13 protein-coding genes are annotated in these 13,912 nt (G+C 60.2%); 8 read left to right on the top strand and 5 right to left on the bottom strand.

Features of this window, described 5'->3' with window-relative positions:
* The first annotated feature begins 172 nt into the window (after positions 1-172).
* The 5 genes from gshA to tauD all read left to right on the top strand — a co-directional run bounded on the left by gshA (position 173) and on the right by tauD (position 5,500).
* Entirely contained in the window at positions 173-1,756 is a 1,584-nt protein-coding gene (gshA, locus tag ACW9JC_RS23420) for a glutamate--cysteine ligase (RefSeq protein WP_457457929.1), read from the top strand.
* 226 nt (positions 1,757-1,982) lie between these two features.
* On the top strand, positions 1,983-2,960 hold the full coding sequence (tauA, locus tag ACW9JC_RS23415; RefSeq protein WP_448105948.1) for a taurine ABC transporter substrate-binding protein: 978 nt from the start codon (positions 1,983-1,985) through the stop codon (positions 2,958-2,960).
* A 15-nt stretch (positions 2,961-2,975) separates the two neighbouring features.
* Entirely contained in the window at positions 2,976-3,770 is a 795-nt protein-coding gene (gene tauB, locus ACW9JC_RS23410) for a taurine ABC transporter ATP-binding subunit (RefSeq protein ID WP_448105947.1), read from the top strand.
* Positions 3,767-4,600 carry a taurine ABC transporter permease TauC gene (gene tauC, locus ACW9JC_RS23405; protein ID WP_457457927.1) on the top strand — a complete coding sequence of 278 codons (834 nt, stop codon included), beginning with the start codon at positions 3,767-3,769 and terminating at the stop codon, positions 4,598-4,600. Before tauB ends, tauC begins: the two co-directional genes overlap by 4 nt.
* Before the next feature lie 60 nt (positions 4,601-4,660).
* Positions 4,661-5,500, top strand: a complete 840-nt coding sequence (tauD, locus tag ACW9JC_RS23400) for a taurine dioxygenase (protein WP_457457925.1) — start codon at positions 4,661-4,663, stop codon at positions 5,498-5,500.
* A 90-nt stretch (positions 5,501-5,590) separates the two neighbouring features.
* Here the strand turns inward: tauD and mgrA are convergent, their stop codons facing one another.
* From mgrA to ACW9JC_RS23385, 3 genes are all read right to left on the bottom strand, one after another.
* Positions 5,591-6,628 (bottom strand): L-glyceraldehyde 3-phosphate reductase, encoded by a 1,038-nt coding sequence (mgrA, locus tag ACW9JC_RS23395; protein ID WP_150702647.1) that lies wholly within the window; start codon positions 6,626-6,628, stop codon positions 5,591-5,593.
* 132 nt (positions 6,629-6,760) lie between these two features.
* Entirely contained in the window at positions 6,761-7,162 is a 402-nt protein-coding gene (locus ACW9JC_RS23390; protein ID WP_457457923.1) for a type II toxin-antitoxin system HicB family antitoxin, read from the bottom strand.
* A gap of 100 nt (positions 7,163-7,262) precedes the next feature.
* A complete protein-coding gene (locus ACW9JC_RS23385) occupies positions 7,263-8,153 on the bottom strand; it encodes a LysR family transcriptional regulator (RefSeq protein ID WP_457457921.1) in 891 nt (296 codons plus the stop codon).
* A 112-nt stretch (positions 8,154-8,265) separates the two neighbouring features.
* On the opposite strand from ACW9JC_RS23385, the gene ACW9JC_RS23380 reads away from it, so the two are divergent.
* Entirely contained in the window at positions 8,266-9,006 is a 741-nt protein-coding gene (locus ACW9JC_RS23380; RefSeq protein WP_457457919.1) for an SDR family oxidoreductase, read from the top strand.
* A 138-nt stretch (positions 9,007-9,144) separates the two neighbouring features.
* Positions 9,145-9,405 carry a hypothetical protein gene (locus ACW9JC_RS23375; protein WP_338584159.1) on the top strand — a complete coding sequence of 87 codons (261 nt, stop codon included), beginning with the start codon at positions 9,145-9,147 and terminating at the stop codon, positions 9,403-9,405.
* 9 nt (positions 9,406-9,414) lie between these two features.
* Here the strand turns inward: ACW9JC_RS23375 and betT are convergent, their stop codons facing one another.
* A complete protein-coding gene (gene betT / locus ACW9JC_RS23370) occupies positions 9,415-11,370 on the bottom strand; it encodes a choline transporter BetT (protein WP_457457931.1) in 1,956 nt (651 codons plus the stop codon).
* Positions 11,371-11,752: 382 nt separating this feature from the next.
* A complete protein-coding gene (gene epsC / locus ACW9JC_RS23365; protein WP_338584158.1) occupies positions 11,753-12,679 on the bottom strand; it encodes a serine O-acetyltransferase EpsC in 927 nt (308 codons plus the stop codon).
* Between the two features lie 190 nt (positions 12,680-12,869).
* Here epsC and ACW9JC_RS23360 point away from each other — a divergent pair, with 190 nt between their 5' ends.
* Entirely contained in the window at positions 12,870-13,862 is a 993-nt protein-coding gene (locus tag ACW9JC_RS23360) for a D-cysteine desulfhydrase (RefSeq protein ID WP_457457916.1), read from the top strand.
* Positions 13,863-13,912: the final 50 nt, after the last annotated feature.

The following is a 13,912-nucleotide window of genomic DNA, read 5'->3' as shown; positions in this document are numbered from 1 at the left end:
TTTGTTTTTCAATAGCAAGATCAAAAGATCGCAGCCTGCGGCAGCTCCTACAGGTTATGTGTGCGGCTGACCGGCTAGAAAAACCAGGCGAAAACGCCAGTTTTAACTTCACCCTTGTAGACCGTCTTGCCCACCCCCATATTGGGGCGACTGACGCGTGAAGGAATCCAACTTGAGCGAACTTCTCAACCGCCGCCTGGCTCTGCTCGGCGAGCGCGCTAACCTCTCTCTGCTCGAACAGTGCCTTCACGGCATCGAACGTGAATGCCTGCGCGTGACCGGCGAAGGTCGCCTGGCGCAAACGCCGCACCCGGAAGAATTGGGTTCCGCGCTGACCAATGAACAGATCACCACCGACTATTCCGAGTCGCTGCTGGAGTTCATCACTCCGGCTCTGCCCGACCCGGCGGACACGCTGGCAAGCCTGGACAGCATTCACCGCTTTGCCTACAGCAAGCTCGGCAATGAGTACCTGTGGAGCCCTTCGATGCCGTGCCCGCTGCCGGCCGAGGAAGACATCCCGATCGCCTATTACGGCACCTCCAACATCGGGCAGCTCAAGTACGTGTACCGCAAGGGCCTGGCCCTGCGTTACGGCAAGACCATGCAGTGCATTGCCGGGATTCACTACAACTTCTCGCTGCCGGAAAAGCTCTGGCCATTGCTTAAAGCGACCGAAGGCTTTATCGGCAGCGACCGCGATTTTCAGTCGTCGTCCTACATCGCGCTGATCCGTAACTTCCGCCGCTACAGCTGGCTGCTGATGTATCTGTTCGGTGCATCGCCAGCGCTGGACGCCGGTTTCCTGCGCGGTCGTTCGCACCAGTTGGAACAACTGGATCCGGACACCCTGTACCTGCCATACGCCACCAGCCTGCGCATGAGCGATTTGGGTTACCAGAGCAACGCCCAAGCCGGCCTGACGCCGTGCTACAACGATCTGACCAGCTACACCGACAGCCTGCGCAAAGCGGTGGCCACGCCGTACGCGCCGTACGTCGAAGTCGGTACGCACAAGGACGGTGAGTGGGTTCAGCTCAACACCAACATCCTGCAGATCGAAAACGAGTACTACTCCAACATCCGCCCGAAACGCGTGACCTATTCCGGCGAACGGCCGATCCAGGCGCTGATGGCCCGCGGCATCCAGTACGTCGAAGTGCGTTGCCTGGACATCAACCCGTTCCTGCCGATGGGCATCGACATCACCGAATCGCGTTTCCTCGACGCTTTCCTGCTGTACTGCGCCCTGAACGACAGCCCGCTCCTGACCAACACCAGCTGCGGCAACGCGACCTCGAACTTCCTCAGCGTGGTCAAGGAAGGTCGCCGTCCGGGCCTGCAATTACAGCGCGACGGACAACCGGTCGACCTGAAAGAGTGGGCGGGCCAGTTGCTGGAAAACATCGCGCCACTGGCTGCGTTGCTGGATCAGAGCCATGGCGGCGATGCCCACAGCAAGGCGCTGGACGCACAGATGGCCAAGGTCAAGGACCCGTCCCTGACGCCATCGGCCCAGGTGTTGGCGGCGATGGCTGAGCACAAGGAGAGCTTCGCTCAGTTCTCTCTGCGCCAGAGCCAGGCCCACGCGGAGTTTTTCCGCCGCGAGCCGTTGCCGGCTGAGGATCAAGCGAGGTTTGAAGAGCGGGCGCGTTCCTCGCTGGCTGAACAGACTGAGCTCGAACAGAACGAAGTCGGCGATTTCGATGTGTTTGTCGGGTCGTATCAGGCGAGCATTCTGGCGATCAGTAATTAATCGGCGCCTGGAAAAAAGATCGCAGACTTCGGCAGCTCCTACAGGAAACACATTCCAAGGTAGGAGCTGCCGCAGGCTGCGATCTTTTGCTTTTAGCCTACACACAGTCGCTGGCTTAGAATTTTCCGCTCATAAGCTCATTCGAAAAAGTTATTTATTTTCGAATTCTTAGATCATTTAGTCTCCTTTCACGCCGACACTCGGTCGCCTGACAAGGAGCTACCCGATGAAACTGACTTTCCCTCTTCGCCTGCTGGCTGCCGCTTCTCTGGCTGCGGCGAGTATGTTTGCCCAGGCGGCTGACGTCACTGTCGCTTACCAGACCACCGTGGACCCGGCGAAAGTCGCCCAGGCCGACGGCGCTTATGAAAAAGCCACCAAGGCCGATATCAGCTGGCGCAAATTCGATAACGGTGCCGACATCATCGCCGCCATTGCTTCCGGCGACGTACAGATCGGCTACCTCGGTTCCAGCCCCCTGACCGCTGCCATCACCCGCAAAGTGCCGGTGGAAACGTTCCTGATTGCCACCCAGATCGGCGCCGCTGAAGCCTTGGTCGCCCGCGATGGTTCCGGGATCAAGACTCCGCAAGACCTGATCGGCAAGAAAATCGCCGTGCCGTTTGTATCAACCGGCCACTACAGCCTGCTTGCCGCGCTGAAGCACTGGAACATCGACCCATCGAAAGTCACCGTCCTCAACCTCGCCCCGCCGGCAATCATCGCTGCGTGGAAACGCGGTGACATCGACGCCACTTACGTATGGGACCCGGCGCTTGGCGTAGCCAAGGAAAACGGCAAAGTGCTAATCACTTCCGGCGAGCTGGCCAAGTTCGGTGCGCCAACCTTCGATGCCTGGATCGTGCGCAAGGACTTCGCCGAGAAGCACCCGGAAATCGTCACAGCGTTCGCCAAAGTGACCCTGGATGCCTACGCCGATTACCGCAAAGATCCAAAAGCCTGGCTCGCCAACCAAAGCAACGTCGACAAACTGGTGAAGCTCTCCGGCGCCAAGGCCAGTGACATTCCGCTGCTGCTGCAAGGCAACGTCTACCCGCTGGCGGCTGATCAAGTCGTCACCCTCGGCGCGCCGACCACCAAGGCCATCACCGACACCGCCGCGTTCCTCAAGGAACAAGGCAAGGTCGAAGCCGTACTGCCGGACTACGCGCCGTACGTCAGCGCCAAGTTCATCACCAACTGATCGGGAGTCAACGCGATGGCTTTGCTACAGCTGGAGCGCATCAGCGCACAGTACCCTGGCAGCCCGGAACCGGTGCTGGCGGATATTTCCCTGAGCCTGGGGCCCCAGCAATTGCTGGTCGCCCTCGGCCCGTCCGGCAGTGGCAAGACATCGCTGTTGAACCTGATTGCCGGTTTCGTCGAACCCAGCGCCGGGCGCATCACCCTCGACGGCGTGCCGGTCAAAGGCCCAAGCGCCGAACGTGGCGTGGTGTTCCAGGACGACGCCTTGCTGCCTTGGCAAGACGTGCTGGCCAACGTCGGTTTCGGTCTGGAACTGGCCGGCATTGCCCGGGAAAAACGTGAAATCCGCGCCCGGGAAATGCTCGCACTGGTCGACCTTTCCGGCTTTGAAAATCGCCGGATCTGGCAACTCTCCGGTGGCCAGAAACAGCGCGTCGGCCTGGCCCGCGCCCTCGCTGCCGATCCTCGCGTATTGCTCATGGATGAGCCCTTCGGCGCCCTCGACGCCTTTACCCGCGAACAGATGCAGGAACTGCTGCTGCAAGTCTGGCGGCGCACCGCGAAGCCGGTGTTCCTGATTACCCATGACATCGAAGAAGCCGTGTTCCTCGCCACCGACCTGATTCTGCTGGCACCCAATCCCGGGCAAATCGTCGAACGCCTGAGTCTGGACTTCGGCCAGCGATACGCCGCCGGTGAGTCGGCGCGCTCGATCAAGTCCGACCCGCGCTTCATCGAAACCCGCGAACACGTACTCGCCAAAGTGTTCTCCCAACGCAGCGCCGTCCAGCGCCAGGAGCACGCATGAGCAGCTACGAAATTCCCGCTGCGGCGGTGAAGACAAACACCCCAGCCATCGCAGCCCGTCGCAGCTTGAGCACGCGCTGGATCAGCCTGCTGACCCTGATCGCGCTGGTTTTCATCTGGTGGGCAGTGACAGCGACCGGTTTGATCGAGCCGCTGTTCCTGCCACCGCCATCGGCCGTGCTGCAAAAAGGCTGGCTGCTGGCGACCAGCGGCTACATGGATTCAACCCTGTGGCAGCACTTGGGCGCGAGTCTCAGCCGCATCGGTCTTGGCCTCGGCTTCGCGGTACTGACCGCCGTTCCGGTCGGCATCGCCATCGGCCACAACCGCATCGCTCGCGGCATTCTTGATCCGCTGATTGAGTTCTATCGTCCGATTCCGCCGTTGGCTTATCTACCACTGATCGTGATCTGGTGCGGCATCGGCGAGTTGTCGAAAGTGTTGCTGATCTACCTGGCGATTTTCGCCCCGATTGCCATCGCCACCGCCACCGGCGTGCGCACGGTTGACCCGGCCAAATTGCGCGCTGCGCAATCGCTGGGTGCGACGCGGGCACAGTTGATTCGTCATGTGATTCTGCCGAGTGCATTGCCGGATATCTTGACTGGCGTGCGCATTGGTTTGGGCGTCGGTTGGTCGACGCTGGTTGCCGCCGAACTGATCGCCGCCACCAGCGGCCTGGGCTTCATGGTGCAGTCGGCCGCGCAGTTTCTGGTCACCGATGTGGTGGTGCTGGGGATTCTGGTGATCGCGCTGATTGCCTTCGCCATGGAGATGGGCCTGCGCGCCTTGCAGCGCAAACTGGTGCCGTGGCACGGCCAGGCTCACTAGAACGTTTTGATCGCACTGACTACGCCGACACCTCGGCGCCCCGGATTGAAGAGAACCACCATGAGCCACCTGACCATCGTCCCCTTAAGCTACGCCCTCGGCGCACAGATCAGCGGCGTCGACATCAGCCAGCCGCTGAACCTGGAACAACGCGACGCCATCGAACAAGCGCTGCTCAAGCATCAGGTGCTGTTCTTCCGCGACCAGCCGATCACACCACAGCAACAGGCACGTTTCGCCGCTAATTTCGGCGACCTGCACATTCACCCGATCTATCCGAATGTGCCGGAGCAACCGGAAGTGCTTATCCTCGACACCGCCGTCACCGACGTGCGCGACAACGCGATCTGGCACACCGACGTGACCTTCCTGCCGACCCCGGCCATGGGCGCGGTGCTCAGCGCCAAGCTGTTGCCGGAGTTTGGTGGCGACACGCTGTGGGCCAGCGGCATCGCGGCGTATGACGCGCTGTCGACGCCGATGAAAACCTTGCTCGAAGGTCTGACCGCCACTCACGATTTCACCCGTTCGTTTCCGCTGGAGCGCTACGGCAACACGCCTGAAGCGCTGGCCCAATGGGAAGAGGCGCGGCGCAAGAATCCGCCGCTGTCGCACCCGGTAATCCGCACCCATCCGGTGAGCGGACGCCGCTCGCTGTTCGTCAACGAAGGCTTCACCTCGAAGATCAATGAGCTGTCGGAAACCGAAAACGAGGCGATTCTGAAATTCCTGTTCGCCCACGCCACACGGCCGGAATTCACCATTCGCTGGCGCTGGCAGCAAGACGACATCGCGTTCTGGGACAACCGCGTGACCCAGCATTACGCGGTGGATGATTACCGCCCGGCGCGGCGAGTGATGCAGCGGGCGACGGTTTTGGGGGATGTGCCGTTCTTTTAAGATCAAGAGATCGCAGCCCGCGGCAGCTCCTACATGGAAATGCGATCCCCTGTAGGAGCTGCCGCAGGCTGCGATCTTTTGCTTTTCGGGCTATTCCGCCGTCGAAGGCTTCTCCCAAAGATTGATCCCGCCCTCTTGGGCAAACCGGTCAATCTCCGCCAGTTCCTCTGCACTGAAGCTCAGATTCTTCAACGCCCCGACGTTCTCGATGATCTGCTCCGGCCGGCTCGCACCGATCAGCGCCGAGGTCACCCGCGGGTCACGCAGCGTCCAGGCCAACGCCAGTTGCGCCAGGCTTTGACCGCGACGCTTGGCAATCTCGTTGAGCGCACGCACATGAGCGATATTGGCTTCAGACAAGTGTGACGCCTGCAACGAACCACCGCCCGGACGGTTGACCCGCGCATCCGCCGGCACGCCGTTGAGGTATTTGTCGGTCAGCAAACCCTGCGCCAGCGGGGTAAAGGCAATCACGCCCGTGCCCAGCTCATCGGTGGTGTCCAACAGGTCTTTTTCCACCCAGCGATTGAGCAGGTTGTACGCCGGTTGGTGAATCAACAACGGCACTTTCCACTCTTTCAGCAGCGCGGCGATTTCGCGGGTTTTCACCCCGGAGTAAGACGAGATGCCGATGTACAACGCCTTGCCCTGCTGCACCGCCGTGGCCAGTGCGCTGGCGGTTTCTTCCAGCGGCGTGTCCGGGTCGAAGCGGTGGGAGTAGAAAATGTCCACGTAGTCCACACCCAGGCGTTGCAGGCTCTGATCGAGGCTGGCCAGCACGTATTTGCGCGAACCACCGCCCTGGCCGTAAGGACCGGGCCACATGTCCCAACCAGCCTTGCTGGAGATGATCAGCTCGTCGCGGTACTGCTTGAAGTCTTCACGCAGCAATCGACCGAAATTGATCTCGGCGCTGCCATACGGTGGGCCGTAGTTGTTGGCCAGATCGAAATGGTTGATACCCAGGTCGAACGCCGTACGCAACAACGCGCGCTGGGTGTCGATCGGCGTGCTGTCGCCGAAGTTGTGCCACAGGCCCAAAGATAGCGCCGGCAGCACCAGACCGCTGCGACCTACGCGGCGGTAAGGGATGGAGTCATAGCGGTTTTCGGCAGCGGTGTAAGTCATCGAATCCTCTCTTGTCGGTCTTGAATCTGGTCTCGACTGCTTCGCCAGTCGCCCAGCATACGCGCAGACAAAAACCAGGAAACCCCGGATTCGACTAATTGCTGAAACGTTTCATATTTCTTTCTTCTAACCTTATGCCGACAATTCGCGCAGTGCTGCCGCTGCCAGAAAACCGGAGCGCGAACTGTAGCGTTGGTCGCGCCTGACGGTCTGGTCGATACGCTCAAGCAATTGCTCTGGCAGCGTGGCATTGAATCGCACCGACTTGCCGAAGTAAGACGTGATATCAAACTCCACCACCGCCCACACGCCACCAGCGTATTCCGGGTTATCGAGGTGAGCGTCGATCTCACGCACTTGAGGCAACGGCTCACCATCGGCAACCAACCCTTCGTAATGCAGGGGCAGCGCCTCTTTCACACTTTCGAGTGCCTGCGCCACGGTGCTACCGGCAGAGAAGCAACCCGGCACATCCGGGACGATCACTCCGTAGTCCGAGTCGGCATCCTTGTGCAGAACAACCGGGAATTTCATGTATTTGACCTTCCTTCGAATGGCTGAATATCCAGCACTCTAATATGGAAATCCCGCGCGCCCCCCACCCATACACATTCTGAGATGATCAAAATCTCACTCAAATTGCCCCCGCAAACACTTCCGCCAACCAATCCACAAACACCCGAACCCGTGGCGACATGTGTCGGTTGTGCGGGTACAGCACTGAAACCGGCATCGGTGGCGGTGGGGTTTCAGTGAGGATTTCCTTGATCAGTCCCTGGGCGATTTGCGTTTCCATGCGGTAGTGCGGGCACTGGATCAGGCCGAGGCCGGCGATCGCTGAGGCCGCGTAGATTTCTGCGCCGAACACTGAAACGGCGCCATCGATTGCCACTTCCTTGAGTTCGCCATTCACCACGAATTCGAACGGGAACAACTTGGCGGTGGTGCGCGAAACGTAATTCACGGCGCGATGGTTTTTCAGATCTTCGAGGTTTTTTGGCTCGCCGTATTTGCGCAGGTACGCGGGGCTGGCGCAGGTGATCTGGCGCAGGTTGGCCACACGTTTGCCGATCAGTGTGGAGTCGCTCAACGTGCCGGCGCGCAGCACGCAATCGATGCCTTCGGTGATGAGGTCAACTTGGCGATCGGCCTCACTGATGGAGAGTTCGACGTCCGGGTAACGCGCCATGAATTGCGGCAGGGCCGGGATCACGAAGTGCCGGGCCAGGGTGCCGTGCAAATCCACCCGCAAGCGGCCCTTCGGCGCCACGCTGCGAAACGCCAGTTCGGCTTCTTCCAGTTCTGCCAGCAATTGCACGCAACGCTGGTAATACGCTTCGCCATCCAGTGTAGGCCGCACTCTGCGCGTGCTGCGTTCCAGCAGGCGGGTGCCGAGCCAGGCTTCGAACTGATTGAGCGTGTGTGTCAGCGTGGCCCGCGGCAGGTTCAGGTCTTCCGCCGCCAGGGTAAAACTGGAGCGTTCGTAGATCCGCACGAACACTTTCATCGCTTTGACTTGATCCACGGAAGGCTCTCGATTGTTGGTGATTCTTGAACAGTCAAGGCAACTCTGGTGCATTTATTGACCCGAGTAAACATGTGAAATTGGCTTCACACCCCATCACAGGAACACCACCATGACTCACCAGACTTCGAAAGTTGCCCTCGTCACCGGCGCCTCCCGCGGCATTGGCGCGGTCATCGCCAGACAGTTGGCCAGCGAAGGTTTCGCCGTCGCCATCAACTACACCAGCAGCGCCAGCGAAGCTTCGAAACTGGTGGTGGAACTGCGTCAGGCCGGCCATCAAGCCATAGCGATCAAGGCTGATGTAGCCAATGCCGAAGATGTACGGCGGATGTTCGACGAGGCTGAGACCCAGCTCGGCAAGGTCGATGTGCTGGTGAACAACGCCGGGATTCTCAAGGTGCTGCCACTGGCACAACACAGCGACGAGTTGTTCGAGCAGACTTTCAACATCCACGCCCGTGGCACCTTCAACACCCTGCGCGAAGCCGCCACACGCCTGAACGACGGTGGGCGGATCATCAATTTCTCCAGCAGCACCGTCGGCCTGAACCTGCCGGGTTATGCGGTGTACATTGCCAGCAAAGCCGCGGTGGAATCGCTGACGCAGGTGTTTGCCAAGGAGATGCGCGGGCGCACTATCACCGTCAATGCGGTAGCGCCCGGGCCGGTGGCGACCGAGCTGTTTTTGCACGGCAAGAGTGAGGAGCAGATTCAGAATTTCGCGAAGATGGCGCCGTTGGAGCGCCTGGGTCAGCCGGAGGATATTGCTCGTGTTGTGTCGTTTCTGGCGGGACCGGATTCTGGTTGGGTCAATGGGCAAGTTTTGCGGGTGAATGGCGGGTTGGTTTGACTGGGTTCACACTGGGACCGCAGTGACCCAATCGCGAGCAAGCTCGCTCCCACAGGGATCGCGGTGATTTTTGTGGGAGCGAGCTTGCTCGCGATGGCTGCCTCCAAAGCAATGCACATCTGAAGGACGGGACTGTTCATGCACACGACGATCATCATCACCTTCGGCCTGATCCTCCTCGCCCTGATGCTCTACATCGGCGAGAAAATCGGCTTCAGCCGCCAGATCCTGGCCTACAGCTTTATCGTGCTGTGGCTGGCGCTGACGCTGATCAATGGCGCGGTCGGCATCGTGCATGCCGGACAGCCATTGGGCACGGAACTGGTGGTCGGCAGCGCCGTGTTCGGTATCCCGGTGGCGGCGCTGGTGTTGTTCATGGTGATGACCACCGAAGCGTGAAGACCCCGATCAACGCACCAGATGCAAGAACTGCATGTGCCGTTCGTACTGATCGAGGATGTCGTTGATGATCTGTTCCTTGGTGTAGCCCACCAGATCGTAGTTCTGGCTGCCCTCGCTCAAATGCACTTCGGCGCGGTAGTAACGACGGTTGTTGAGTTCCTTGGAGCCCATGCCGCCCCGGGCAAACGACGGCGTAAAGTAGCCACGCATTTGCACCTGGTAGATAAACGGGTGTTCATCGCCATGACCGATTTCCAGGCTCACGCTGTCGTTGACCGGTTCCGGATGCGTGATGACGCTCAGCCCCTTCTCGATGAACACCGCCGAGACCTCTTCGATCGCAGGACGCACCGTCGTATCGAGGAAGCGATACACCTCGTCCCGCGACGGAAAATGCACCGCCTGACTCAAGCGCTGACGCCAGCCGCCGCGCCGTGAGCCGGACACCGGCGCCAGGGAATGCAGCTGCGCGATCTGCTTCTGCGACTCCAGGTAAAACGCCTTGTGCAGGCCCCACATCATCAACAGCAAAATCAGCGAGAACGGCAGCGAAGTCAGGACCACCGCTGACTTCAACGCATCGATGCTGCCGGAGAACAGCAACGCACTGGTCACCAGCGCGGTCATCGCACCCCAGAACACCCGCAGCCATTTCGGCCCGTCTTCATCAGGATTGCCGCCCTTCGCGGACAGTGTCGAGAGCACCACGGTGCCCGAGTCGGCGGAGGTGACGAAGAACACGAAGCTGATGAACACCGTGACCGCGATGACGGTTTTGCTCCACGGGTAAGTTTCCAGCAACAGGTACAGGGTCATCGACGGGTTGTCGATGGCCGACATGCCCAGCGCGCTCATGCCGTGATTGAGCACCTGGTCGATGGCGCTGTTGCCGAAGATCGACATCCACGCGAGGGTGAAACCGAGCGGAATCAACAGCACGCCAAAGACGAATTCGCGAATGGTCCGGCCACGGGAAATCCGCGCGATGAACAAGCCCACGAACGGCGACCACGCAATCCACCAAGCCCAATAGAACACCGTCCAGCCGCCCAGCCAGTCGCTCGGTTTGTCGTAGGCGTAGAGGTCGAAACTCTTCATCGGCAAGGCGCCGAGATAATCGCCCACGTTCTGGATCAATGTGTTGAGCAAATGCTGCGTGGGCCCGGCGAACAACACGAACAGCAGCAGCGCGCAGGCCAGCAGCATGTTGATGTCGGACATCACTCGCACGCCTTTGTCGACACCGGACACCGCGACGATGATCGCCGCGCCCATCATCAGCGTGATCAGGCCGACCTGAATCCAATGGGTGTGAGCGATGCCGAACAGGTAGTCCAGGCCCGAGTTGAGGTGCAACACGCCGAAACCCATGTCGGCGCCTAAGCCGAACACCGTGGCAATGATGCCGAAGCCATCCACGGCGTAACCGATGGGGCCGTTGATGCGTTTGCCGATCAGCGGATACAACGCCGAGCGCAAGGCCAGCGGCAGGTTGTGTCGATACGCGAAGTAAGCCAGCGCCATGCCGACGAAGGCGAACACGCCCCAGCCATGAAGGCCCCAGTGCAGAAAAAGAATCTGCATGGCCTGGCGCGCTGCATCCGCAGTGCCCGCCTCGCCTTGCGGCGGCTGGAGCATGTGGGTCAGCGGTTCGGACACACAGAAGAAGAACAACGTGATGCTGATCCCGGCGGCGAACAGCATGCCGGCCCAGGACAGGTAACTGAATTCGGGCTCGTCGTGGTCGGCACCGAGTTTGATCTTGCCGTAGCCCGATAACGCGGTGACCACCACGAAGACCAGATACAGGGTCATCGCCAGCATGTAGTACCAGCCGACCGTGTTGGCCGCCCAGTTTTGTGCGGCCAGCAACCAGGCACCGGCCTGCTCGGGCATGGCAATGACCACGACGCCGAACAACAAAATGAAGCTCGCCGCAAAGTAAAACACCGGCGGATTCATGCGGACCAGGCCGCTGGGAGGAAGGGACGATGCACTCATGAACGGTGCACCTCGAAGAGGTAAAACGTGGCTGTAGAAATCGGACTCAGCAAAGGCAAGCCTCCTGTTGTGAGCGGGCAGCGAACCACCGGTTTAACTTGAATGAACGTTCAAGTTAAACATGGATAGGGTGCTAAGGACTAATCGCAGGGCTGGGGCGGTAGTGCTTTTACGCTAGCTCAAGGAGGGGCATGACGCGGCGGGAGGTGAGGAATTCTGTAGGAGCTGCCGCAGGCTGCGATCTTTTGACTTTGGTTTTTGCAGTGCCTTTGAAAAGATCGCAGCCTCGTTTCATTCGACAGCTCCTACAGCTCCTACAGTTGGCGCAACGGTTTATCGGGCCTTACTTCTGCGCCCCATCATCCAGCTGCAAGTTCGCCTGAGTCAGGTTACTGCCCGCCGGCACGCTACGGGTCAGCCAGACATTACCGCCGATGGTCGAGCCCTTGCCGATGGTGATCCTACCCAGAATCGTCGCACCGGCGTAAATCACCACGTCATCCTCGACAATCGGATGGCGCGGCTGGCCCTTCTGCAACTGGCCATCTTCGTCCGCCGGGAAGCGCTTGGCGCCCAAGGTCACGGCCTGATAGATCCGCACGCGCTCACCGATGATCGCGGTCTCGCCGATGACCACACCGGTCCCGTGATCGATGAAGAAACTGCGGCCGATCTGCGCGCCAGGGTGAATGTCGATACCGGTGGCCGAGTGAGCGATTTCCGCACTGATCCGCGCCAACAACGGTAACCCGGCGCGATACAAATGATGGGCCAGACGATGGTGAATCACCGCCAGAATGCCGGGATAGCACAGCAGCACTTCATCAACGCTGCGCGCCGCCGGGTCACCGTGATAGGCCGCCAACACATCCGTATCCAACAGGCTGCGCAGACCCGGCAAGGCCAGGGCAAAATCCTGAATGATCTGGATAGTCTTGGCTTCGACCTCAGTCTCGGCCTCGGCTCCGTGGCGCGCGGCATAACGCAGTTCGAGTCGTGCTTGCGCCAGCAACGCATTCAGCGCGACATCAAGGGTGTGACCGACGTAGAAGTCTTCACTCTCCTCGCGCAGATCCACCGGCCCCAGACGCATCGGGAACAGCGCACCGCACAGGGCTTCGAGAATGTCCGCCATTGCCGCCCGGGACGGCAACTCGCGACCACCCTGCTCGGTGCTGGCGCGGCCGTTTTGTGCACGCCACTGGTCACGTGCCGTGCGCAGCTGACTGACGATGGTCTGCAATTGCCAATGGCTGGAACGCTCACTCACGGTAAAAACTCCTCACGGGCGGCCGGACAGTCTGGCCGCGTCAACGGCGATTACTTTACGGCAACGGTCGCGGCGCAAATTAAGAACCAATTGTGCTGTGTTAAGCACCATCAGCTATAAGCGATTGACGGTTGCCCCGACAAATAGGCGTGCCTATAGTCCTGACATCATTCACCGCCAGTACGGACTCATGATCAAACAACAGCTTGCCCGCTTTAACCGCCTCGACCTGCTCGGTCAGCCCACCGCCCTGGAAAAACTCGAACGCCTGTCGACCTGGCTGGGCCGCGATGTGTACGTCAAACGCGATGACCTGACGCCACTGGCCATGGGCGGCAACAAGCTGCGCAAACTCGAATACCTTGCTGCCGATGCCCTGGCTCAGGGTGCGGACATCTTGATCACCGCTGGCGCGTTGCAATCGAACCACGTGCGTCAGACGGCAGCCATCGCCGCCAAGCTTGGGCTCGGTTGCGTTGCATTGCTGGAAAACCCGCTGGGCACCGATGACGTCAATTACGTCGGCAACGGCAACCGGCTGTTGCTCGACCTGTTCGATGCCAAGGTCGAACTGGTGGAAAACCTCGACAACGCCGACGAACAATTGCAGGCATTGGCCGCTCGCCTGCGCAATAACGGCAAGAAACCGTATCTGGTGCCGATCGGTGGCTCCAATGCATTGGGCGCCTTGGGTTACGTACGGGCCGGTCTGGAACTGGCCGAACAGATCAAGGATACCGGCCTGAATTTCGCCGCCGTGGTCCTGGCCTCGGGCAGCGCCGGGACCCACAGCGGCTTGGCATTGGCGTTGAGCGAAGCGTTGCCGGAATTGCCGGTGATCGGCGTGACGGTTTCGCGCAGCGATGAAGATCAGCGGCCGAAGGTACAAGGCCTGGCCGAGCGCACTGCCGAGTTGTTGGGTGTGAACCTGCCGGACAGCTTCAAAGTCGAGTTGTGGGACGAATATTTCGCGCCCCGTTATGGCGAGCCGAATGCCGGGACACTGGCGGCGGTGAAGCTGCTGGCGAGTCAGGAAGGCCTGCTGCTTGACCCGGTCTACACTGGCAAGGCCATGGCGGGGTTGCTGGACGGTATCGGTCGGCAGCGCTTCGATGACGGCCCGATCATCTTCCTGCACACCGGTGGGGCGCCGGCGTTGTTTGCCTACAAAGACTTTCTATAAAGATCAAAAGATCGCAGCCTGCGGCAGCTCCTACAGAAGTTCGCCGATCC

This window comes from Pseudomonas sp. SDO5591_S426, from assembly GCF_054070755.1.
Note: the sequence above shows the minus strand (reverse complement) of the source record. Positions and strands in the feature narration are given on the sequence as shown.

Excerpts from the sequence above, each read along its gene's own strand:
- tauA (WP_448105948.1), top strand. The coding sequence starts at position 1,983 with ATGAAACTGACTTTCCCTCTTCGCCTGCTGGCTGCCGCTTCTCTGGCT.
- tauB (WP_448105947.1), top strand. The coding sequence starts at position 2,976 with ATGGCTTTGCTACAGCTGGAGCGCATCAGCGCACAGTACCCTGGCAGC.
- tauC (WP_457457927.1), top strand. The coding sequence starts at position 3,767 with ATGAGCAGCTACGAAATTCCCGCTGCGGCGGTGAAGACAAACACCCCA.
- tauD (WP_457457925.1), top strand. The coding sequence starts at position 4,661 with ATGAGCCACCTGACCATCGTCCCCTTAAGCTACGCCCTCGGCGCACAG.
- mgrA (WP_150702647.1), bottom strand. The coding sequence starts at position 6,628 with ATGACTTACACCGCTGCCGAAAACCGCTATGACTCCATCCCTTACCGC.
- ACW9JC_RS23390 (WP_457457923.1), bottom strand. The coding sequence starts at position 7,162 with ATGAAATTCCCGGTTGTTCTGCACAAGGATGCCGACTCGGACTACGGA.
- ACW9JC_RS23380 (WP_457457919.1), top strand. The coding sequence starts at position 8,266 with ATGACTCACCAGACTTCGAAAGTTGCCCTCGTCACCGGCGCCTCCCGC.
- ACW9JC_RS23375 (WP_338584159.1), top strand. The coding sequence starts at position 9,145 with ATGCACACGACGATCATCATCACCTTCGGCCTGATCCTCCTCGCCCTG.
- betT (WP_457457931.1), bottom strand. The coding sequence starts at position 11,370 with ATGAATCCGCCGGTGTTTTACTTTGCGGCGAGCTTCATTTTGTTGTTC.
- ACW9JC_RS23360 (WP_457457916.1), top strand. The coding sequence starts at position 12,870 with ATGATCAAACAACAGCTTGCCCGCTTTAACCGCCTCGACCTGCTCGGT.